Source organism: Demequina mangrovi (assembly GCF_000759715.1).
Lineage (GTDB): Bacteria > Actinomycetota > Actinomycetes > Actinomycetales > Demequinaceae > Demequina > Demequina mangrovi.
Window position 1 is genome coordinate 24,677 of the sequence record NZ_BBLU01000001.1, and the last position, 21,348, is coordinate 46,024.

Below are 21,348 nucleotides of genomic sequence, written 5' to 3' on the forward strand. Positions count from 1 at the left end.
CTCAGCCCGCTTCGCGGCGGGTGAGCGGCCGCGCGTCGCGATCCGCCCGACGGGCCTCGACCCAGCGGGCGTGCCGCCCCGCGCCCGCGACGGGGCTCGACCATTCGCCGTCGACGTAGAGCAACCGTGTGCGCGGGTCCTCGATCCATCGTGCGACCAGCTCGCGCTCCTCGACGAGCACGTCGTCGTCGACGTCGAGCGCCGCGGTGAGCCCGCGGAGCCGGTCGGCCGCGTCCCACACCTTCTCGCCGACGCGTGCGCTGCCCGCGAGCGTGCCGCGGCGGAAGGCGGCCACGTCCCACACGTCGCCGTCGCGGCGTACGGCGACGATCGAGCAGCGGGTGAGCGAGGCGAGCCGCTGCGCCCGCATGGCCCCGTCGACCACGGCGCTCACGCCGTCGCGGAGCTCGGCCGCGCGCTCGTAGTCGAGCGCCTCGGCCCGTTCCGCGATCTGACGCGCGAGGGCGCTCACCACGGGGCTCGGGTCCTCGTGGAGCGCGCTGCGCATCGCGGCGGCGGTGGCGTCGTAGCCGGACTCCGCGCCGAGCACGCATGGTGCGGCGCATGCGCCGAGGTCCTTGAGCAGGCATGCGCGGGCGTTGGCGCGCGGGGTGATCGGCAGGCGCGTGGTGCAGGTCCTCACCCCGAGGGCGCTCTGCACGGCCTCGATCGCGAGCCGGGCGTCGGAGGCCGAGCGCATGGGCCCGAGCGAGCCCTCGGGCCCCGTGACGGCGCGTGACACGGCCAGCCGCGGGTAGCGCTCGTCCGTGATCCGGACCCAGGGGGTGCGCTCGGGGCGCGCGGAACGACGGTTGTACCGGGGACGATGCTCGGCGATGAGGCGGACCTCGCGCACGTTGGCCTCGAGCTCGGTCGCGCACACGACGGTGTCGACGTCGACGGCGAGCTCGAGCATGTCGCGCACCGAGCGACGCTGCTCGCCGGTGGTGAAGTAGGACTTCACCCGCGACCGCAGGTTCTTCGACGTGCCGACGTAGAGCCGTTCGCCGCGTGGTCCGCGGAAGACGTAGACGCCCGGCTTGGCCGGCACGCGGTCGGCCATCGACGCCTTCTTGCGGATGCGTTCGGGCATGGGGTTGCGGAGCGCCTCAAGGTCCTCGCGGTGCGTGATGCCGAAGGCCGCGACGCGCTCGAGCATGCGGTGGAGGATCTCCGAGGTCGCTCGGGCGTCCTCGAGCGCACGGTGGTTCGGCTCGACCACGGTGCCGAACACGCGCGCGAGCGTCGACAGCTTCTTGTTCGGGGCCTCCTCCTTGGTGGTCGCGCGCCGCGCGAGGGTGACCGTGTCGACCACCTGGTTGCCGGGCCATCGGTAGCCGTGCGCGCGGCACGCTGCCCGGAGGAACCCGGTGTCGAACGGCGCGTTGTGCGCGACCAGCACCGCGTCCCCGAGGAACTCGAGGAAGGACGGCAGCACCTCCTCGATGCGGGGGGCCGCCACCACCATCGCGTCGGTGATCCCGGTGAGGGCGACGATGAACGGGGGGATCGGGGAGCCCGGGTCGATGAGCGTCTGGAACTCGCCGATCACCTCGCCGCCGCGCGTCTTGACCGCGCCGATCTCCGTGATCCCGGCGCGATCAGGCGACGTGCCGGTGGTCTCGAGGTCGACCACCACGAACGTGGTCCGGTGGAGCGGCTCGCCGACGTCCTCAAGGGTGCGCTGCTGGTGGAGCAGCTGCTCGACGGTCTCGGCGGGGGAGGTCACCCGACGACGGTACGACGCGCCTCCGACATCGGCTTGCGGCGCCCGGCGCACCAGGCATGACGTTGCGATGTCAGACCCCGTCCCTACCGTCGGAGGCATAGGGATCGACACGGATCCCTCACCAGGGCAGGGCCGGAGAGAAGGGAGCAGCCATGCTGATCGACTGCGACTCGTGCGAGATGCGCGGGAAGAGCTGCGGCGACTGCGTCGTCTCGTTCCTCACCATCGAGGTGCGACCGACGGACCGGTCGACCGTCGAGCTGGACGAGGAGCAGGCGCACGCGCTCGACGCGCTGTCCGCCGGCGGCCTCGTCCCACCGCTCCGGCTGGTGCAGCCGCCGCGCGCCTCGTGAGCGGGCGCCGCGGGAGGAATGGAGTCCCGCAGCGCCCTTGTCTCCCGTTGTCAGCGGGCGGCGCCGTGGCGACGCAGCACCGTGCCGTCGGGGTCGTAGGACATCCGGATCGTGTCGAGCCGGTCGTGCGCGGTGCCCACGAGGGACTCCTCGTCGACCGGGTGCTCGACGAAGTTCGCGTACTGCTGCGCGCCGGTCCACGGTGCGAGCGCGCCCAGGGCGAGCCCGACCATCGTGCCCGCGGCGTCGAGATCCGCGACCGGTGTGACCGGGGCCACCGCGACCGCGGCGACGGCGCCCGCGAGGCCGGTGAGCGCCGCGTCGGAACCCGCGGAGGGGTCGAGCGCGCCGCCGAGCTGGCGGAGGTCGGCGGCCACCACGCCCGCGCAGGGCGCGCTGTCGAGCGCGGCGATCCAGGCGTCGATGGCGGAGTCGTCGAGCGAGCGCAGGAGCAGGCCCTCCGCAGCGCCCGCCGACGGGTCCGGCGGGTCCATCGCGAGATGACCGAGCGCCTCTGGACCGGCCTCGGCGAGATCGTCCATCACGGGGTCCAGCGCCCGCAGCGGCGCGAGCAGGCGGTCCGCGAACGCGGCCGTGCCGACCGCCGCGACCTGCACCAGCACCATCCGGGCCCCGCGCAGGTGGGGCGGGAGGTCGGCGATGTCGGGGAAGCGCAGGACCCGCGCGACCGTGGTGATCTCGCGCGGCAGGGAGGGGAGGAGGCGTGCCCAGGCCTTGAGCACCTCAGCGGCGCGCTCGTGCGGCCACCACAGGGAGCCCGCGACCAGCTCGGGGACCTCGACCAGGCGGAGCGTGAGCTCCGTGACCACGCCCGCGCCGCCGCCGCCGCGCAGCGCCCACCACAGGTCGGCGTGCTCCGAGGGGGAGGCGATCACCACAGCGCCGCCGGGCAGCACCACGCGCGCGGCGAGGATCGAGCCCGCCCCGAGGCCATGGAGACGGCCGAGCCAGCCGAGCCCGCCCCCGAGGCAGTAGCCCACGACCCCGACGGTGCGCGAGGAGCCGGCGAGACCGGCGAGCCCGTGCGGCGCGGCGGCGTCGGCGACGTCGCCCCAGGTCGCACCCGCGCCGACGGTCACCGTCCGCGCGGACACGTCGAGCGTGACCGACGCGAGCGCGCTCGTGCGCAGCAGGATCGCCCCGTCGAGGTCCCCGAGCGCCACGGCCCCGTGGCCGGACGACTGCGGCGCGACCCTGAGGCCCAGGCGGGTCGCGAGCCGCATCGTGCGGGCGACGTCGGACTCGCTGCGGGCGAGCACCACCGCGACCGGGCGCTGGTCGACGCCGAGCTGCCACGCGGCGCGAGCCGCGTCCCAGTCGGGGTCCGCCGGGCGGACGAGGTCGCCGTCGAGCAGGAGCGTGAGCTCGTCGAGCGCGGCGCTGAGCGCCGTGCCGACGACCCCGCTCGCGAGCGTCGTGCGGCGGGGGTTGGAGAGCGTGGTGAGCGCGGGCTCGGGCAGGTCGGGCGCATCGGTGGACAGGGACATGTCGGGAACCTCCGGGTCGGATTCGAGATCATGCTGTCCCTGTCCGATTCGTCCCGCCAGACCCGAGTTGTGGTGCCACCCGCGCGGGGGGCAAAGGGCACGCGATGCCGCCGACCATGACGATGCCCGCCGCCCCCGAGAGGGCTGCGGGCATCGTGAGGGCGGACGCAGGTCCGCGCGTGTCAGCGGGGGAAGCGGGCGCCCACCGGTCGCGGCCGCACGGCGAGCTCCGGCACCAGCGCGACCGTGAGCGCCGCCCGCTGCTCGGGCGAGAGCCGCGGGAAGCGGGCGCCCACCGGGTGGAGCGGACGCAGCGCCCGGCGGTACACCCGGACGATGCGGGTCGGGGTCCACGCGCCGCGCGGGAAGCGGGCGCCCACGGGTGCGGGTCGCACGCTCTCGCGGATCACGGGCGGCTCGGCGGTGACGGTCGCGGGGATCGTGTCGGATGCTGCGGTGCTGCTGATGAGGTAAGGCATGGTGTTCCTCCGGGTCGGTTGTGGCTCCAGATTCCGACCGACCGTGCGAACCGGACAGCCCCGACTTGTGGTGCCACTACCCCTGGGGGCATAGGGCACGCGGTGCACCATGCCCCCAGGGATGCCGGACGGACTACCGCGGGGAGGGCGCGTAGAGCGCGTCGACGTCCGCCGCGAAGTCGCGCAGCACCTGGGCCCTCTTGACCTTGAGCGACGGCGTGAGGTGGCCGGCCTCGACGGTGAAGTCGTCGGCCAGGATCTCCCAGCGCCGGATCGACTCGGCGCGCGAGACCGCGGCGTTCGCCCTGGTGACGGCCTTCTCGAGGTGCTCGCGGACCACCGGGTGCGCCGCGGCCTCGGCCACGGGCATGTCGGGGAGGCCGTGGCTGGTGAGCCACCCGGGCAGCGCCTCCGCATCGAGCGTGAGGAGCGCGCCGATGAACGGCCTGCCGTCGCCGACGACGACGCACTGGCTCACCAGCGCGTACCCGCGGAGGCGGTCCTCGAGAGTCGCCGGCGCGACGTTCTTGCCGCCGGCGGTCACGATGATCTCCTTCTTGCGACCGGTGATGTAGAGGTAGCCGTCCTCGTCGAGGCGCCCGATGTCGCCGGTGCGGAACCAGCCGTCCTGCATGGCCTCGGCCGTCGCCTCGGGGTTGCGGTGGTAGCCCTGGAAGAGCATGTCGCCGCGCATGAGGATCTCGCCGTCGTCGGCGATCGTCACGTCGAAGCCGGGCAGCGCGGGTCCCACCGAGCCGATCTTGGAGCGCTCGACCACGTTGACGTGCGCGGCCGCGGTGACCTCGGTGAGGCCGTAGCCCTCGAGCACCAGGAGGCCGAGCCCGCGGTAGAAGTGCCCCAGCCGGTCGCCGAGCGGCGCGGAGCCCGAGATCGCGTGGACCGCGCGGCCGCCGAGCACGGCGCGGATCTTCGCCAGCACCAGGCGGTCCGCGAGGGCGTGCTTCGCCTTGAGCGCGAGCGACGGCCCTTCGGGCGTGTCGAGCGCCTGCGAGTACGCGATCGACTGCTGCGCGGCCCAGCGGAAGATCTTCACCTTGCCGCCCGCCGCGGCCTTCTGCTCGGCGGCGTTGTAGACCTTCTCGAAGACGCGGGGCACGGCGAGCACCAGCGTGGGCTGGAAGCTCGCGAAGTACGGCACCAGCTTCTTCGAGTCGGGGCAGAAGCCGATCACGGTGCCGGACGCGAGCAGCACCACCTCGACGAGGCGCGCGAGCGAGTGCGCGAGCGTGAGGAACAGCACCGTGCTGCCGCCCTCACGCAGGACGACCTCGGGGATCTGCTGCTGGATGCCGGCGGTGTGCCGGACGAAGTTGAAGTGGGTGAGCACCGCGCCCTTGGGCCGGCCGGTGGTGCCCGACGTGTAGACGATGGTCGCGGGGGAGTCGAGCGTCGCGAGCGCGGCGCGCTCGGCGACCACCGAGTCGGGGATCCCGGCGCCGGCCGCGCGGAGGTCGTCCATGCAGCCCCGGTCGATCACGAGGACGTCGCGCAGCGGGCTCTCGGGGTCGCTCGCGACCTGGTGGGCGAGCGCGGCGTGCGCCTCGGTCTCGACGACGAGCAGCGAGACCTCGGCGTCCGAGGTGATCCAGTCGATCTGCGACGCCGAGGAGGTGTCGTAGATGGGGACCGGCAGCGCGCCCGCCGTCCAGATCGCCAGGTCGAGCACGGTCCACTCGATGCGCGTGCGCGCCATGATGCCGACGCTCTGCCCGGGCTGGACGCCGCGCGCGATGAGGCCCTTGGCGACCGCGTCGACCATGGCCTGCGCCTCGGCGCCGGTGACGTCGATCCAGCGGTCGTCGTCGTCGGTGTACCTCATCACCACCTCGTCGGCACGGGTGCGCCAACGCGCCGCGATCATGGCGACGATGTTGGGTGCGAGGTCGGTGGGAGCAGGCTGGATCATCGGTAGGACTCCTGTGGCAGTAGGAGGGACGCGTCAGACGATAGCCTTGACGGAGTCCCAGCGAGGTAGCGGAAGGCCACAGAGAATGCATGCAATCGGCGTAGACATCGGCGGCACGAAGATCGCGGTCGGTGTGGTCGACGAGGACGGCGCCATCGTTGCCAAGACCAAGCGGAAGACCAAGCCGCAGGATCCCGCGAGCATCGACGCCGCGATCGCCGACGCCGTGGCCGAGCTCGCTGCCGATCACGAGTTCCATGCCGTGGGCCTCGCGGCGGCGGGCTTCGTGTCCTCGGACCAGGAGAACGTGCTCTTCGCGCCGAACATCGCGTGGCGGGACTACCCGTTGGCGGCCAAGGTCGGCGCGCTCATCGGCCGCGACGACGTCGCGGTGGTGGTCGAGAACGATGCGAACGCGGCCGGGTGGGCGGAGTTCGCCTTCGGTGCGGCGCGCGACGTCAAGCACATGGCGCTGCTCACCATCGGCACCGGGCTCGGCGCCGCGCTCGTGGTCGACGGCAAGCTCGTGCGCGGCGCGTACGGCTTCGCGGCCGAGCTCGGTCACCTGCGGGTGGTCCCGAACGGCCACTCGTGCGGTTGCGGGCTGCGCGGCTGCTGGGAGCAGTACGCCTCCGGGTCGGCCCTCACGCGCGAGGCCCGCCGCGCCGCCGTGGACCGCCCCGTGCGCGCCGCGGCCCTGCTCGAGCTCGCCGGCGGGGACCCGATGGCGATCACCGGCCCCCAGGTCACCCAGGTCGCGATGGACGGCGACGAGCTCGGTCTCGAGCTGCTGGCCGAGCTGGGTCGCTGGATCGGCGAGGGATCGGCCTCGCTCGCCGCGGCGCTCGACCCCGAGCTCTTCGTCATCGGCGGCGGCGTGGTCGCCGCCGGCGACCTCCTGCTCCACCCGGCCCGCAAGGCGTTCGAGGCGAACCTGCCCGCGCGGGGCCACCGTCCCATCGTCCCCATCGTGGCCGCCCAGATGGGCAACGATGCCGGTATCGTCGGTGCCGCCGACCTCGCCCGCATCGCCGCCGCCGACCGCTAGGAAGCCCCGGACACCATGAGCGACACGTACTACCGCCTGTTCAAGCATGTCCTCCTCGGGCCTGCGCTCAAGGGCGTCTACCAGCCCTGGGTCGAGGGCGAGGAGCACATCCCCGCGAGCGGCGGGGCGATCCTCGCGTCGAACCACCTCTCGTTCTCCGACTCGGTGTTCCTGCCGGTCGTGATCGAGCGCAAGGTGGTGTTCCTCGGCAAGGAGGAGTACTTCACCGGCAAGGGCGTGAAGGGCTACGCCACCAAGGCCTTCATGGAGGGCGTGGGCACCATCCCGGTGCACCGTGGCGGCGGGCGGGCCTCCGAGGCGGCGCTGCGCACGGGCCTCCAGGTGGTGCAGGGCGGCGAGCTGCTCGGCATCTACCCCGAGGGCACGCGCAGCCCCGACGGACGCCTCTACCGGGGCAAGACCGGCGTGGCGCGCCTCGCGATCGAGTCCGGCGCCCCGGTGATCCCGGTCGCGATGATCGACACCCACATCGCGCAGCCCATCGGCCAGAAGGTCCCCAAGCGCCATCCCATCGGCGTGCGGATCGGCGCGCCCATCGACCTCTCCGACTTCGCCGGCCGCCAGGAGGACCGCGCCGCGCTGCGCGAGGCGACCGACCGCATCATGGCCGCGATCGCCGAGCTGTCGGGGCAGGAGTACGTCGACCGGGACGCCGCGCTCGTCAAGCGCGAGCTCGCGAAGGATCAGCCCTCGGAGACGGGGGAGTAGGTCCCCCGTCCCGGCTCCGCGTGCCTCGTCACGCGCCTAGAATGACCACGAAATCCGCAAGACACAGAACGAAAGGTCCGTCATGTCGGTTCGCCGCGTTGCACTCCTGACCGCCGGTGGGTTCGCCCCCTGCCTCTCCTCCGCGGTGGGAGGCCTGATCGAGCGCTACACCGAGATCGCTCCCGAGGTGGAGATCATCGCCTATGAGCACGGCTACTGGGGCCTGCTGCAGGGCAAGAAGACCGTCATCGACGACGAGGTGCGCAAGCACGCGGGTGTGCTGCACGAGTTCGGCGGCTCGCCCATCGGCAACTCGCGCGTCAAGCTCACCAACGTCGCGGACTGCGTGAAGCGCGGACTCGTCCAGGAGGGTCAGGACCCGCTGGCCGTCGCGGCCGAGCAGCTCAAGGCCGACGGCGTCGACGTCCTCCACACCATCGGAGGCGACGACACCAACACGACGGCCGCCGACCTGGCCGCCTACCTCGCGGACAACGACTACGGCCTCACCGTCGTGGGCCTGCCCAAGACGATCGACAACGACGTGGTGCCGATCCGCCAGTCGCTGGGCGCCTGGACCGCCGCCGAGGAGGCCGCGAAGTTCGGCCGCAACGTCATCGGCGAGCACCGCTCGGGCCCGCGCATGCTCATCATCCACGAGGTCATGGGCCGTGCCTGCGGCTGGCTCACCGCCGCCGCGGCGATGAAGTACCGCGAGGACCTCGCGACCCGCACGTTCCTCCCGGGCATCGGCCTCACCAAGGAGCGTTGGGACATCCACGCGGTCTACGTGCCCGAGCAGAAGCTCGACATCGACGCCGAGGCCACGCGCCTGCGCGCCGTGATGGACGAGATCGGCAACGTCAACATCTTCCTGTCGGAGGGCGCCGGCGTGCCGGAGATCATCGCGGAGATGGAGGCCTCGGGCCAGGAGGTCAAGCGCGACCCGTTCGGCCACGTGCGCCTCGACGAGATCAACCCCGGCCAGTGGTTCGCCAAGCAGTTCGCGGAGAAGCTCGGCGCGGAGAAGGTCATGGTCCAGAAGTCGGGCTACTTCTCGCGCTCGGCCGCGGCGAACGCCGAGGACCTCCGCCTCATCAAGTCGATGACCGACTACGCGGTCGAGTGCGCCCTGCGCGGCGAGCCCGGCGTGATCGGCCACGACGAGGAGGACGGCGACCGCCTCAAGGCGATCCCGTTCCCGCGCATCGCGGGCCACAAGCCCTTCGACACCGCCACCCCGTGGTACGTCGAGACCCTCGAGGCGATCGGGCAGGCGTGATCCTATGACCGAGGCTGCCCTGGCGGCGGCGGGCGTCGACTCGTACCTCTCCAAGGAGGCGAGGCAGCAGCCGCAGTGGCCCGACGCCGCTGCGCTGCGACGCACGACCGACCGTCTCACGCAGGTCCCCCCTCTGGTGTTCGCCGGCGAGGCGGACGGGCTGCGCGCGCAGCTCGCCGCCGCGTCGCGCGGCGAGGCATTCGTGCTGCAGGGAGGCGACTGCGCCGAGATCTTCGCGGAGGCCACGGCCGACCGCATCCGCAACAAGATCAAGACCATCCTCCAGATGGCCGTGATCCTCACGTACGGCGCCTCGACGCCGGTGGTGAAGATCGGTCGCATGGCCGGTCAGTACGCGAAGCCGCGCTCGTCGGACACGGAGACCCGTGACGGCGTGACGCTGCCCGTGTACCGCGGCGACATCGTCAACTCCTCGGGCTTCACCGAGGAGGAGCGGATCCCGAACCCGGAGCGGCTGCTCGACGCGTACCACGTGTCCGCGTCGACGCTCAACCTCATCCGGGCGTTCACGCAGGGAGGCTTCGCGGACCTCCGCCGCGTGCACCAGTGGAACAAGGGCTTCGCGGCCAACCCGGCGTACGCCAAGTACGAGCAGTTCGCGGGCGAGATCGACCGTGCGGTGCGCTTCATGGGTGCCGCCGGCGGCGACTTCGACGCGCTGCGCACCGTGGAGCTGTTCTCGAGCCACGAGGCGCTGCTGCTCGACTACGAGCGGGCGCTCACGCGCATCGATTCGCGGTCGGGTCTCGCGTACGACTGCTCGGCCCACTTCCTGTGGATCGGGGAGCGCACCCGCCAGCTCGACGGCGCGCACGTCGAGTTCCTGTCGAAGGTGCACAACCCGCTCGCGGTGAAGCTGGGCCCGACCGCGACGGCCGCCGATGCGGTCGCGCTGGCCGAGCGCCTCAACCCCGAGAACGTCGCGGGCCGCCTCACGTTCGTCGCCCGCATGGGCGCGGACAAGGTGCGCGACGCGCTTCCGGGCATCGTCGAGGGCGTGCGGGACTCGGGCGTCGCGGTCACGTGGCTCACCGACCCCATGCACGGCAACACGTTCACGTCGGACTCGGGCTACAAGACCCGCAAGTTCGACACGATCCTCGACGAGGTCACCGGCTTCTTCGAGGTGCACGAGGCGCTGGGCACCGTCCCCGGCGGCCTGCACGTGGAGCTCACGGGCGACGACGTCACCGAGGTGATGGGCGGCACCGAGAAGATCGACGACGAGGGCCTGGCCCGGCGCTACGAGACCAAGGTCGACCCGCGCCTCAACCACCAGCAGTCGCTGGAGATGGCCTTCCTCGTGGCCGACCTGCTGGCCAAGCACAACGCCGGCAGGCCGCAGGAGCTCGAGGAGCTCGCGTAGCGCGAGACGCGGCTCACGCAGAACGCCCCCGACCCGGAGCTCCGGGTCGGGGGCGTTCTGCGTGTCAGTTGTAGATGAGGACGATGGTGGTGCCGCGCTCGACCTGCTGTCCGGGGTTGAGCGACTGGTCGACGATGGTGTCCTGGGCGCTGAGGATGCCCCAGCGGCCGGACGTCGACACGGTGAGCCCCGCGCTCCGCGCGGCGGACACGCCCGCCTCGTAGTCCATGCCCACGTAGTCCTCGATGGTGACGAGCGGCGGGCCGTCCGACACGGTGATGGTCACGGTGTCGAGGCGGTGGCCGCCGGCGCCCGCCTCGGGGGACTGGGCGAAGACGATGCCCTTGTCCGCCGCGTCGGTGCGCTCCCGCACCACCTCGACGGTGAGCGCGTACTCGTCCTCGAGCTGCGCCGTCGCCTCCTCCTCGGTCATCCCCGTGACTTCGGGGAAGTCGATCGGTGCGGGGCCGCCGGAGACCTCGAGGGATACCGCGGTGTCGTGGCGGACCGTCTCGCCGGCCTCGGGGGAGGTCGACATGACCTCGCCCTCCGGCACGGTGTCGGAGTACGTCTCGGTCACGTCGCCCAGCGGCAGCTCGAGCTCCTTGAGGCTGTCCTCGGCATCGTCCTGCGTGCTCCCGACGAGGGTCGGGACGTCGGTCATGCGGGGCCCGTCGGACACCGTGATGGTCACCACGGCGTCGTTGAGCACGCGTTCCTGCGCTCCCGGATCCGCCGAGATCACGAAGCCCTCGGGGACCTCGTCGTCGAACGTGCGCTCGACCTCGGGGGTGAGCCCGACGCCCTTGATGATGGCCGTCGCGTTGGCCTCGCTCTCGTTCACCACCGACGGGACCGTGGTGTACGCGCCGGGGCCGATCGAGTTGTACCACCACAGGCCGCCGCCGCCGAGGACCAGCAGCGCCACCAGCACGGCGGCGATCCACCAGCCGGCGCGGCGCTCGTTCCTCTGGGGCTCGCGCGCCTCGGGGTCGTCGTCGGGGATGGTCTCGAGCTCGGCGCCGACGGCGGGGAACGGGTGCCCCAGGCCGATGGGCAGCGCTACGGTCGAGCCGGGGGACGCCGCGTCGAGGACCGCCGTGGCGTCGCCGTCCTCGACCACCGCCGTCGAGCCCGAGGGCGGGTCGGCCTGGCGGTCGAGGGTGGGCTCGTCGAGCAGGCCGCGCGTGCGGCGCATCAGCTGCAGGGCCGCGCCTGCGTCCTGCGGGCGCACCTCGGGGTCGCGCGCGGTGAGCGCGGCGACCAGGTCGTCGATCTCGGGCGGCAGCCATGCGACCACGCTCGAGGGCGCGGGCACGTCGTCGTGGACGTGCTTGGTCGCCACCTGGATGGGGGTGGTGCCGGTGTGCGGCTGGCGGCCCGTCACGAGCTCGTAGAGGAGCACGCCGGCCGCGTACACGTCGGTGCGCGCGTCGGAGACGCCGTTCGAGATGAGCTCGGGGCCCAGGTAGGCGACCGTGCCGAGGATGGTGCCGGACGTGCTCGAGGTGACCTCGGTGACGGCGCGGGCGAGCCCGAAGTCGGCGACCCGCGGGCGGCCCTCCGAGTCGATGAGCACGTTCTCGGGCTTGACGTCCTGATGCACCAGGCCCAGCCGGTGCGCCGACGCGAGCGCGTCGAGCACGTGCTCGACGGTGGTGAGCGCCTCGCCGAGGGGCAGCGTGCCGTGATGCGCGAGCACCTCGCGCAGGTTCTCGCCGTCGACGTACTCCATCGTGAGGTACGAGACGTCGTCGTCGACGCCCTGGTCGTACACCCGCACGATGCCGGGATGGGTGAGCCGGGCGGCGGCCTTGGCCTCGCGCCGGAAGCGGGCGACGAACTCGCGGGAGTTGGGGTCCACCTCGAGGTGGCGGTGCATGACCTTGAGCGCGATGTCCCGCTCGAGACGGCGGTCGAACGCGAGGTAGACGGTGGCCATGCCACCCGCAGCGATCCGCTCGCGCACCTCGTAGCGGCCGTCGATCACGCGGCCGAGCAGGGGATCGGTGAGGGTGTCGGACACAGCGCCCATTCTAGGCGCGCGCCACCCGGGCTCCTACGGTCCTCGCGCGGCGCGTCACCCGCCCCGCGTCGGCGCGCGGCGCGGCGGCTCAGCGGAAGCGCCCCATGAGGGCCTTGACGCTGGCGACGTAGCCCACGGTGTCCGAGTGGTAGCCGTGGTCGAGCACCGCGGCGGCGCCCTGGTAGTAGCCCGCGATCGCATCGTCCACCTTGTCGAAGGTGCGGTTCAGCGCGCGCAGGATGAGGATGCCCGCGAGGACGTTGTCGCGCGGGTCGAGCAGATCGAGGCGACGCCCCGCCATGTCGGAGGCCCACTCGCCCGAGGTGGGGATCACCTGCATCACGCCCACCGCGTTCGCGGGGGAGACCGCACGCATGTCGAAGCCGGACTCCTGGTAGGACACCGCCTGCGCGAGCGCGGGGTCCACCCCGTGCTCGCGTGCCGTCGCGACGATGATGGCCTGCATCTTGTCCCGCGACGGGACCGTGCGGGTGAGGAGCTTGGCCTTGTTGAGGTTCGCGGCCTTGACGATGTCCGAGGCGTACGTGCGGCCCGCGAACGTGTCGCCGACGAGGGGTTTCGACGCCTCGCCCGGGACCGAGAGCCGCTGGCCGACCCGGATGAGGGAGGCGTTGGCGAGGGTGTTCTCCCGCGCGAGGGCCGCGACCGTCGTGCCGTGGCGCTGCGCGATCGCGGACAGGGTGTCGCCCGACTTCACGGTGTACACGGTGCGCTCCGACGTCTTCTTGGTCGTGGACGTGGACGTGGTCTGCTTCTTCGCGGTGGGGGTCGCCTTGGCGGCACCGGGGATCGACAGCCGCTGACCGATGCGGATGAAGGACGCGTTCGCCAGCGAGTTGGCCTTCGCGATCGCGCTCACGGTGGTGCCGTGGCGGTGCGCGATCCCGGACAGCGTGTCGCCCGCCTCGACCGTGTAGGTGGCGCTCGTGCGCGTCGTGGACGAGGCGGTGCGCTTCGTGGAGGACGTGGTGCTCTCCGCGGTGCCGGACCCGCCGATGGTGAGCCGCTGTCCCGGGAAGATGAGGGACGCGTTGGCGAGCTTGTTGTCGCGCGCGAGGGCCGCGACGGTCGTGCCGTGGCGCTGCGCGATCGCGGAGAGGGTGTCGCCCGACTTCACGGTGTAGGTCGCGGCGAGGGTCGTGACCGTGGAGGTGCGCTTCTTGGACGAGTGCGACGGAACGGTCACGGTGGTCCCCACATAGATGGTGGCGCGGCTGTCGAGGTCGTTGGCGGCGACGATCGCGGGGATCGTGCTGCCGTAGCGGTGCGCGAGATGCGAGACCGTGTCGCCGGGCTGCACGCGGTGCTGCTCGTCGGCGGCCGCCGGCGCGGCGGTCGCGAGCCCGAAGAAGGTCGCGATCGCGGCCGTCGTCGCGGCGGTGCCCGTGGGGACCAGGGGGGACGTCGCTGCCATGCGTGCCTCCAGTGTGAGTGATGGTGACGGTGTGACAGATGTGACAAAAGTGACGGTAACCCCAGGCCGTCCCGGGCCGCAAGCCCTGCGTGCCGTGTCAGTACCCTGGTGGCATGACAGACGCCGTGTGGCTCACCGTGCCCGACTTCGCCGACCGCCTCGACACCACCGCCAGCAAGGTGCGTGAGCTCCTCCGCGAGGGGCACCTCTTCGCGGTGCGCCGCGGCGAGCGCCAGACCCTGCAGATCCCCGCCGACGTGATCGTCGACGGTGAGCACGGCCCCGAGGTGCTGCCCACGCTGACCGGCACCCTCACGCTGCTGCGCGACGCCGGCATGGACGACGCCGAGGCCGCGGACTGGCTGCTCGCGCCCGAGCCCGAGCTCGGCATGGCGCCGCTCGCCGCGCTCCGCGAGGGCCGCCGCGCGCACGTGCGCCGCATCGCCCAGACGCTGCTCTAGCGAGCGGCGGGCGCCGTCGCGCCGCTCAGGCCGAGCGGTGGACGGCGGCGTCGACGAGCGCGAGCACGGGCTCCGGGTCGTCGAGAGCCGCGACCAGCGCCTCGCGCGCCTCGGAGGCGTGCCGGGCGATGCGCTCCTCGGCCGCGGCGATCGCGCCGGAGCTCACGACCGCGGCGATCGCGGTCTCGAGATCGTCATGCGAGGCGTCCTGCTCGCCGAGGACCCCCAGCACGGCGTCCCGCTCGGTCAGCGAGCCGTGCGCGAGCACGTGCCACACGAGCAGCGTGCGCTTGCCCTCGCGGAGATCGTCGCCCACCGGCTTCCCGGTGACCTCCGGGCTGCCCGTGAGGCCGAGGACATCGTCGCGGAGCTGGAACGCGTAGCCGAGCGGGAGGCCCGCCGCGCGCAGCGCCTCGATGGTCGCCGCGGGCGCGCCGGCGGTCGCGGCCCCGAGGGCGAGGGGGAACTCGGCGGTGTACGAGGCCGTCTTGGCGCGCATGACCGCCGTGATGTCGTGCTCGAGCGACGCCAGGTCCGCCCAAGGCGCCGCCGCGACCCGCATGTCGAGGTGCTGTCCCGCGGTCACCAGCGCGGCCATCTCGTCGAAGAGATCCCCGACCACGTCGCCCGCGCGGCGGGCCGCGAGGGTCGCGCCGCGCAGCGCGGCCACGAGGGCGACGTCGCCGGCGAGGATCGCGCCCGCGCGCCCGTACGCCGCCGGATCGCCGGGCCAGCCGGCCTCCCGGTGCCGCGCCTCGAAGGCCCGGTGGGCCGCAGGACGCCCTCGGCGCGTGTCCGAGTCGTCGAGGACGTCGTCATGCAGCAGCGCGGCGGTCTGGAACAGCTCGAGCGCGCCCGCGGCGCCGGCCGCCGCCTCGCGATCGGAGCCGCCGCACGCGTCGAAGGTCGCGAGGATCAGGCGTCCGCGGAACGCCTTGCCGCCCTCGGAGGAGGCGGCGAGCTGCGCGGCGAGCTCGGATGCCGCCTCGCCGCCGGGCGCCATCGCCCGGCCCGCCCATGCCAGGAGCGCTGCGGTGCTGTCGGAGATGAGCGTGCGGGTCTCGGCGGGCGTTCCATGCATGGCTTCAGCGTAGGGGCGTGCCGGGCGGTGGTGTCCCCAGCCGTGCCGTGCCGGGCGGCGGTCCACCGCGGGCGGACGGCGTCGTCGTCGGAGGCCGCCGCTCGCGCCACGATCGCGCCATGACGACGATCACCGGTCCCGGCCAGCTCGCCACCCTCGTCCCGACGCTCCTCGGCTTCGCCCCGCTCGAATCGGTGGTCGCGGTGCTCGTGCGGGAGCGAGGCGAGCTCGGGGCCATCCTGCGGCTCGACGAGCGGGAGCTCCTCGGGGATGCCGGCGCCGACGCCGCGCAGGCGCTGTCCGTCGCCGCGATGCGGGAAGGGGCGCGCAGCGCGATCGTCCTCGCCTACACACGGGACGCCGCGGCGGGCTGCGCGGCGCTCGACGTCGCGGTCGCCGGGCTCGAGGAGACGGTCGCGACCGTCGACCCCTGGGTGGTCGCGGAGGGCCGCTACTTCTGTCCGCGCTGCGAGGACCCCCGGTGCTGTCCGCCCGGGGGGCGACCGCTGCCGTCGCTCGACGCACCCGGGCCGGGTGCGGTGAGGGTCCGCCGGGATCCGGGCGTCTCACGGGCGCCCGCGGCGCAGCGAAGGCTCGCGTCCCGCGCGGCGCGGCGCTGGGAGGAGCGCGCGGGGAGCGATCGCACGGCATGGCGCGCCGCCTCGGCCCGCCGCTGGAGCGCGGCGCTCGACGGGGACGAGCCGGGGGCCGCGCAACTCGGTGCGCTCGGCGCGGCGCTCGCGGACGTGCGCGTGCGTGACGCGGTGCTGCTCATGCTCATCCCCGGCGCGGAGCGGGCGGTCGAGGACGCCCTCGCGGGCATCGACTCCAGCGCCGTCGCCCGTGCGTTCGACGCCGGCCTCACGCCCGCGACGCCGCCCTGTGAGCCGCGCGTCGACCAGGCCCGTCGCGTGCTGCTCTCCGTGCTTGAGCATGCGCCGATGCGCTGCTGCGCCGCGGCGGCGGGGACGCTGGCGGTGATCGCGTGGTGGTCGTCGGCCGTCGACGTCGCGCGTGCGTGGTGCGCCATCGCGCTCGACCACGATCCGGAGTATCGTCTAGCGCTTCTGGTGCTCGCGCTGATCGAGACCGCCCCGCAGGAGACGTGATCGGGGACGGTCGCAAGATTCGGACCACGACTCGCCGCCCGATGGGAACGATGACGTTGACATGGGCGTTACAATCTAATGGATTTGCGCGAGGCGATCAGCGGGGCCTCACCATCCACTCCGTGACAGGTCGAGAGGGAAGCCGTGTCGCCACAGCAGCGCAGTCGCGCCGAAGGTCCACCCACCGACGACGCGCGGCGCCGCCCGGCGGCTCCCGCCAGCGCAACCCCAGCATCGTCTGACGCTTCGCTGCCCCCGAAGGGCGGCACAACCGAGAAGGAGAAGGCCACGACTACCGCAGCCGCTTCCAAGTCCTCCGGCGCCTCGACCAAGGCGACCCCCAAGAGCGCCGTCGCCGACGACGCGGAGGTCGTCGAGGAGACCTCGCCGGCCCCCAAGCGCAAGGCCGCCCCCAAGCACGCCGCCAAGGCGCCCGCCAAGGCTCCGGCCAAGAAGGCGACGGACGAGGAGCCCGTCGAGGGCGAGCTCGAGGACGTCGACGTCGAGGCAGACGAGGCGACCGAGGGCGAGACCAAGCCCGCCGCCAAGGAGGACGAGAACCGCGGGTTCGTCCTCGGCACCGGCGACGACGACGCTCCTGTCCAGCAGGTCATGACCGCCGGCGCCACCGCCGACCCGGTCAAGGACTACCTCAAGCAGATCGGAAAGGTCGCGCTCCTCAACGCCGAGCAGGAGGTCGACCTCGCCAAGCGCATCGAGGCGGGCCTGTTCGCCGAGGAGAAGCTCGCGTCCGGAGAGAAGCTCGCCCCCAAGCTCCGCCGCGAGCTCGAGTGGATCGCGAACGACGGGCGCCACGCGAAGAACCACCTTCTCGAGGCGAACCTGCGCCTCGTGGTCTCGCTCGCCAAGCGCTACACCGGCCGTGGCATGCTCTTCCTCGACCTGATCCAGGAGGGCAACCTCGGCCTCATCCGCGCGGTCGAGAAGTTCGACTACACCAAGGGCTACAAGTTCTCGACCTACGCGACGTGGTGGATCCGCCAGGCCATCACCCGTGCGATGGCGGACCAGGCCCGCACCATCCGCATCCCGGTGCACATGGTCGAGGTCATCAACAAGCTCGCGCGCGTCCAGCGCCAGATGCTCCAGGACCTGGGCCGCGAGCCCACCCCGGAGGAGCTGGCCAAGGAGCTCGACATGACCCCCGAGAAGGTGGTCGAGGTCCAGAAGTACGGCCGCGAGCCCATCTCGCTCCACACCCCGCTCGGCGAGGACGGCGACAGCGAGTTCGGCGACCTCATCGAGGACTCGGAGGCCGTGGTCCCCGCGGATGCCGTGGGCTTCACGCTGCTCCAGGAGGAGCTGAGCAAGGTCATGGACACGCTCAGCGAGCGCGAGGCCGGCGTGGTCGGCATGCGCTTCGGCCTCACCGACGGCCAGCCCAAGACGCTCGACGAGATCGGCCGCGTGTTCGGGGTCACCCGTGAGCGCATCCGCCAGATCGAGTCCAAGACCATGTCGAAGCTGCGTCACCCGTCGCGCTCCCAGGTGCTGCGCGACTACCTGGACTGACACCCGCGCCGCAGCGACGCCAGGCGCCCTTCCCCGTCAGCGGGGGAGGGCGCCTTCGTCGTGGCGGGCAGGGAGCGCCGCGAAGTAGGCGGCGGCCTCGGTGCGGTTCGCGGCGCCGATCTTCGCGAGGATCGCGGAGACGTGCACGCTCGCCGTCTTGCGCGAGATGAACAGCCGCTCGCCGATCTGGACGTTGGTGAGGCCCTCCGCCACCAGCGCGAGCACCTGGGCCTCGCGCGCGGTCAGCCCGGCGTCCGGGCGCGAGCTCCGATCGCCGTGCCCGAGGCGTGCGAGGAGCTCCCGCGCCCACCTCGCCACCAGGTCGACGCCGTCGGACGGAGCCTCGCCGGCGACCCCGCGCACGTGCGCGATCGCCTCGTCGCGGCGCCCCGCATCGACCAGCGCCTCGCCGAGCCGCAGGCGCGCGAGATGGGCGTAGCGGCGGGGTGCGAGCCCAGCGGCGGAGGCCTCGTACGCGTCGTTCCATCGCCGCACCCGATCCGCCGGCTCCGCCAGATGCGCCGTGATGAGCGTGGTGACCGGCAGGTACGCCTCCTCCGAGTCGAGCATCGAGGCGAGCCGCCGCAGCCGGGCGGCGAGCTCCGGGCGCGGCTCGACGCCCGCCTCGCGGGCCGCCTCCACGAGCGCGGCTCCGGAGGCCATGAGGACGTCGAGGTCGCCCGGCGCATCCTCCGCCGCCTCGCGCTCGAGCGGATCGAGCAGCGGCAGCGCGGTCGCGAGGATGCGCTGCCCCTCGGCCGCGCGGGCGTCCCTGGCGGCGGCCACGGCGGCGTCGACCCGCATCATGTTCCACACGCCCGTCCATTGGAGATCCAGCTCGGCGTGCTCGACCACCGCCGGTTCGCGCGCGAGGAGCGCCTCGTAATCCTCGCGCCGGTCCGCCCAGATGAGTCCGAGGCCCTCGATCTGCACCGCGTTGAGCACCACCTGGATCGAGTCGCCCCGGGCGAGACGCACGGCGCGGCGCGCGGCCGCGAGCCCGTCCTCCACGCGACCCGCGCTGATGAACGCCTCGGCGGTGTTGCTCAGGATGTGCGCGCCGGCCCGCTCGCGTCCCGCATCGGCCGTCTGCTCGACGGCGGCCATGCCGAGCGCTATCGCGTCGTCGTAGCGACCCGCCTGGAGCAGGTCGCACACGAGGTTGTTGACCGCGAAGAGGCGCGTGTCGGTGGGCTCGGGGCACAGCTCGAGAACGCGGTCCAGGTCGGCGATGCTCGCGGCGACCGCGCCGATCGCCCAGCTGTTGCGGGCGCGCCACACCAGCACCTCGGCGAGCACGGCGTCGTCGCCCGTGCTCGCCGCGAGGGCCACCGCCTCGTCGAGCGCGTCCGAGCGGTGCGCGCCCCGGGACACCACGGATCGCCATCCGCGCGCCTGGGCCCGCCAGGCGGCTGTCGACGCGTCGTCGCGCCCCGCGAGGAGCCGGTCGATCTCATCGATGCGGACGGCCGCGTCGCCTCGCAGCTCCGTCTCGCTCGCCGCGCTCAGCTCGACGAGCAGCAGCGGTACCCGGGTGTCCGCGTCGTCGCGTGGGGCGGCCGCGAGGGCGGCGGCGGTGACCGCCAGGCACGCCCGCAGCCGGTGCGCGGAGTGGTAGCCCTTCGCGACCTGGAGACGCAGCGCCGCCTCGTCGGTCCCGGCGCGCGCGGCGGCGTCCGGCACCTGGGGCCAGAGCTCGATGAGGCGCTCTCCCAGGCGGGCGGCGGTCTCCACGGGCAGCGACGCCCGCGCGTGCGCGAGGGCGTCGACCGTCGCGTCGAAGGACCGGGGGACGTCGCGCGCCGCGAGCCAATGCGCGGCCGCCGGTGCGGCCGCCGCGACGTCGCCCCGCTCGACCCGCGCCTGCATCGTCTCCGCGAAGCGCCGGTGCGTCTCCTCCCGCTCGTGCGGCAGGAGACGCTCGTACACGGCCTCCCTGATGAGGGCGTGGCGGAACACGTACCCTTCGGCCTCCGCGGTGAGGACATGGCCGTCGTGGGCCGCGCGCAGCCCGGTCGCGAGAGCGGCCGCGGTCCCGTGCCACGCGCCCGCGAGCGATGCATGGTCCAGCCGCGCACCGCCGACGGCCGCGACGCGCACGACCTCCTGCGCCTCGGGCCCGAGCCGCTCGACCCCGGCGAGGACCACCTCACGGAGCGTGCGGGGCAGCTCGCCGTCGGGGATCCCGAGCAGCTCCTCGACGAAGAACGGGACGCCCTCGGAGCGGCGCTCGAGGACGTCGACCTCGACCTCGGTGGGGGAGCGGTCGAGGATCTGGCGTGCGTGCGCCGCGATCGAGGCACGGTCGAGGCGTGCCATGTCGACGGTGGTGACCGCGCGGCTGCGCTGCAGCTCCGCGAGGGTCTCGCGCAACGCGGGCCCGCGGTCGACGTCGTCGGTCCTGAAGGTCATGACCACGGTGAGGCGAGACCCGCGCAGCGTGGTCGCGAGCGTCCGGAGCAGCGCGAGCGTCGCCGCGTCGGCCCAGTGGATATCCTCGACCACGAGGACCACGTGCGTGCTCTCGGTCAGGCCCTCGACGAGACGCTCGACCGCGTCGGCGAGCCAGTCCGAGCCGGAGACAGGCGGGGGCGCCGCCGCGTCGTCCCCGATCTCGGGGACCAGGGCGGCGAGCGCGTGCAGCGTCACCTCGCGGCCTGCGGCCGCACGGAAGGCGGCGTCGCCGACCGCGGCATGCAGGTCTCGCAGCAGGCGGCGCACAGGGACGAGCGGCGCTCCCACCGGGCCGAGGTCGATGCAGTGGCTCACCGCCGTCACCCGGGGGGCGTCGTCCGCCGCGGGCCGGGCCAGGGCCTCGTGCACGAGCCTGCTCTTCCCGATGCCCGCCTCGCCCCGCACGAGCACCGCGCGCGGCTCTCCTGCTGCGCCGTCCGCGAGAGCGTCCGCGAGAGTGCCCAGCTCGGCGGCTCTTCCCACCATCGCGGCGGACATCGGGGCGGCGCTCATCCCCCCATGGTGCCTGAGCGCCACCCCGATGGCGAGGCCTTCGATGACGGAAGGCCTGGTAGGCGCCTGCGTCAGGCGTACGCCCGGCGGATGGCCGAGGCGCGACGCGCGGCGCGGACGGGGTGGGCGAGCCAGGCGCGGAGACGCGCGGCGAGCGGCTCGCGGGGCGTGTCCGCGCCGATCGCGGCGAGCTGCGCGCGGCGCTCCTCGACGCGACGGTCGAGGTCCATGCGCTCGGTCTGGCGGTACATGGCGTTCATGCCGAAGTCGTTCATGAGGGTCCTCCCCGTCGGG

17 protein-coding genes are annotated in these 21,348 nt (G+C 73.2%); 8 read left to right on the forward strand and 9 right to left on the reverse strand.

Features of this window, described 5'->3' with window-relative positions; all coding sequences use genetic code 11:
• Nucleotide 1: 1 nt before the first annotated feature.
• Nucleotides 2-1,729, reverse strand: a complete 1,728-nt coding sequence (locus tag TR42_RS00130; RefSeq protein WP_042211921.1) for a DEDD exonuclease domain-containing protein — start codon at nt 1,727-1,729, stop codon at nt 2-4.
• A 152-nt stretch (nt 1,730-1,881) separates the two neighbouring features.
• Here TR42_RS00130 and TR42_RS00135 point away from each other — a divergent pair, with 152 nt between their 5' ends.
• Nucleotides 1,882-2,082: a hypothetical protein gene (locus TR42_RS00135; RefSeq protein WP_042211923.1), complete on the forward strand. Its 201-nt coding sequence runs from the start codon at nt 1,882-1,884 to the stop codon at nt 2,080-2,082.
• A 50-nt stretch (nt 2,083-2,132) separates the two neighbouring features.
• Here the strand turns inward: TR42_RS00135 and TR42_RS00140 are convergent, their stop codons facing one another.
• The 3 genes from TR42_RS00140 to TR42_RS00150 form a co-directional block, all read right to left on the reverse strand.
• A complete protein-coding gene (locus TR42_RS00140) occupies nt 2,133-3,590 on the reverse strand; it encodes an FAD-binding oxidoreductase (RefSeq protein ID WP_052405458.1) in 1,458 nt (485 codons plus the stop codon).
• A 182-nt stretch (nt 3,591-3,772) separates the two neighbouring features.
• Entirely contained in the window at nt 3,773-4,069 is a 297-nt protein-coding gene (locus TR42_RS00145; protein WP_042211925.1) for a hypothetical protein, read from the reverse strand.
• Between the two features lie 133 nt (nt 4,070-4,202).
• Nucleotides 4,203-5,996: an AMP-dependent synthetase/ligase gene (locus TR42_RS00150; RefSeq protein ID WP_042211926.1), complete on the reverse strand. Its 1,794-nt coding sequence runs from the start codon at nt 5,994-5,996 to the stop codon at nt 4,203-4,205.
• 85 nt (nt 5,997-6,081) lie between these two features.
• On the opposite strand from TR42_RS00150, the gene TR42_RS00155 reads away from it, so the two are divergent.
• The 4 genes from TR42_RS00155 to TR42_RS00170 all read left to right on the forward strand — a co-directional run bounded on the left by TR42_RS00155 (nt 6,082) and on the right by TR42_RS00170 (nt 10,442).
• On the forward strand, nt 6,082-7,044 hold the full coding sequence (locus tag TR42_RS00155) for an ROK family glucokinase (RefSeq protein WP_042211928.1): 963 nt from the start codon (nt 6,082-6,084) through the stop codon (nt 7,042-7,044).
• A 15-nt stretch (nt 7,045-7,059) separates the two neighbouring features.
• Nucleotides 7,060-7,773 (forward strand): lysophospholipid acyltransferase family protein, encoded by a 714-nt coding sequence (locus TR42_RS00160; RefSeq protein WP_042211929.1) that lies wholly within the window; start codon nt 7,060-7,062, stop codon nt 7,771-7,773.
• An 82-nt stretch (nt 7,774-7,855) separates the two neighbouring features.
• The gene (locus TR42_RS00165) at nt 7,856-9,055 is read left to right on the forward strand and encodes a pyrophosphate--fructose-6-phosphate 1-phosphotransferase (RefSeq protein WP_042211931.1); all 1,200 of its coding nucleotides are present in this window, start codon (nt 7,856-7,858) and stop codon (nt 9,053-9,055) included.
• 4 nt (nt 9,056-9,059) lie between these two features.
• Nucleotides 9,060-10,442: a class II 3-deoxy-7-phosphoheptulonate synthase gene (locus tag TR42_RS00170; protein ID WP_042211932.1), complete on the forward strand. Its 1,383-nt coding sequence runs from the start codon at nt 9,060-9,062 to the stop codon at nt 10,440-10,442.
• Nucleotides 10,443-10,506: 64 nt separating this feature from the next.
• Here TR42_RS00170 and pknB read toward each other — a convergent pair whose 3' ends face one another.
• Nucleotides 10,507-12,468, reverse strand: a complete 1,962-nt coding sequence (gene pknB, locus TR42_RS00175; RefSeq protein WP_052405459.1) for a Stk1 family PASTA domain-containing Ser/Thr kinase — start codon at nt 12,466-12,468, stop codon at nt 10,507-10,509.
• An 88-nt stretch (nt 12,469-12,556) separates the two neighbouring features.
• On the reverse strand, nt 12,557-13,903 hold the full coding sequence (locus tag TR42_RS00180; RefSeq protein ID WP_081953080.1) for a lytic transglycosylase domain-containing protein: 1,347 nt from the start codon (nt 13,901-13,903) through the stop codon (nt 12,557-12,559).
• Between the two features lie 113 nt (nt 13,904-14,016).
• Here TR42_RS00180 and TR42_RS00185 point away from each other — a divergent pair, with 113 nt between their 5' ends.
• Nucleotides 14,017-14,364: an Rv2175c family DNA-binding protein gene (locus tag TR42_RS00185; protein ID WP_042211936.1), complete on the forward strand. Its 348-nt coding sequence runs from the start codon at nt 14,017-14,019 to the stop codon at nt 14,362-14,364.
• Nucleotides 14,365-14,389: 25 nt separating this feature from the next.
• On the opposite strand, the gene TR42_RS00190 is transcribed toward TR42_RS00185, so the two are convergent.
• Nucleotides 14,390-15,445, reverse strand: coding sequence for a polyprenyl synthetase family protein (locus tag TR42_RS00190; protein ID WP_052405460.1), 1,056 nt, complete (start codon nt 15,443-15,445; stop codon nt 14,390-14,392).
• A gap of 119 nt (nt 15,446-15,564) precedes the next feature.
• On the opposite strand from TR42_RS00190, the gene TR42_RS00195 reads away from it, so the two are divergent.
• Nucleotides 15,565-16,554: a DUF4192 family protein gene (locus TR42_RS00195; protein WP_042211938.1), complete on the forward strand. Its 990-nt coding sequence runs from the start codon at nt 15,565-15,567 to the stop codon at nt 16,552-16,554.
• Nucleotides 16,555-16,698: 144 nt separating this feature from the next.
• Nucleotides 16,699-18,087 (forward strand): RNA polymerase sigma factor, encoded by a 1,389-nt coding sequence (locus TR42_RS00200; protein WP_074789077.1) that lies wholly within the window; start codon nt 16,699-16,701, stop codon nt 18,085-18,087.
• A 36-nt stretch (nt 18,088-18,123) separates the two neighbouring features.
• On the opposite strand, the gene TR42_RS00205 is transcribed toward TR42_RS00200, so the two are convergent.
• The gene (locus TR42_RS00205) at nt 18,124-21,054 is read right to left on the reverse strand and encodes a helix-turn-helix transcriptional regulator (RefSeq protein WP_042211939.1); all 2,931 of its coding nucleotides are present in this window, start codon (nt 21,052-21,054) and stop codon (nt 18,124-18,126) included.
• A 71-nt stretch (nt 21,055-21,125) separates the two neighbouring features.
• Nucleotides 21,126-21,329 (reverse strand): hypothetical protein, encoded by a 204-nt coding sequence (locus TR42_RS14910; protein WP_042211941.1) that lies wholly within the window; start codon nt 21,327-21,329, stop codon nt 21,126-21,128.
• Nucleotides 21,330-21,348 lie beyond the last annotated feature (19 nt).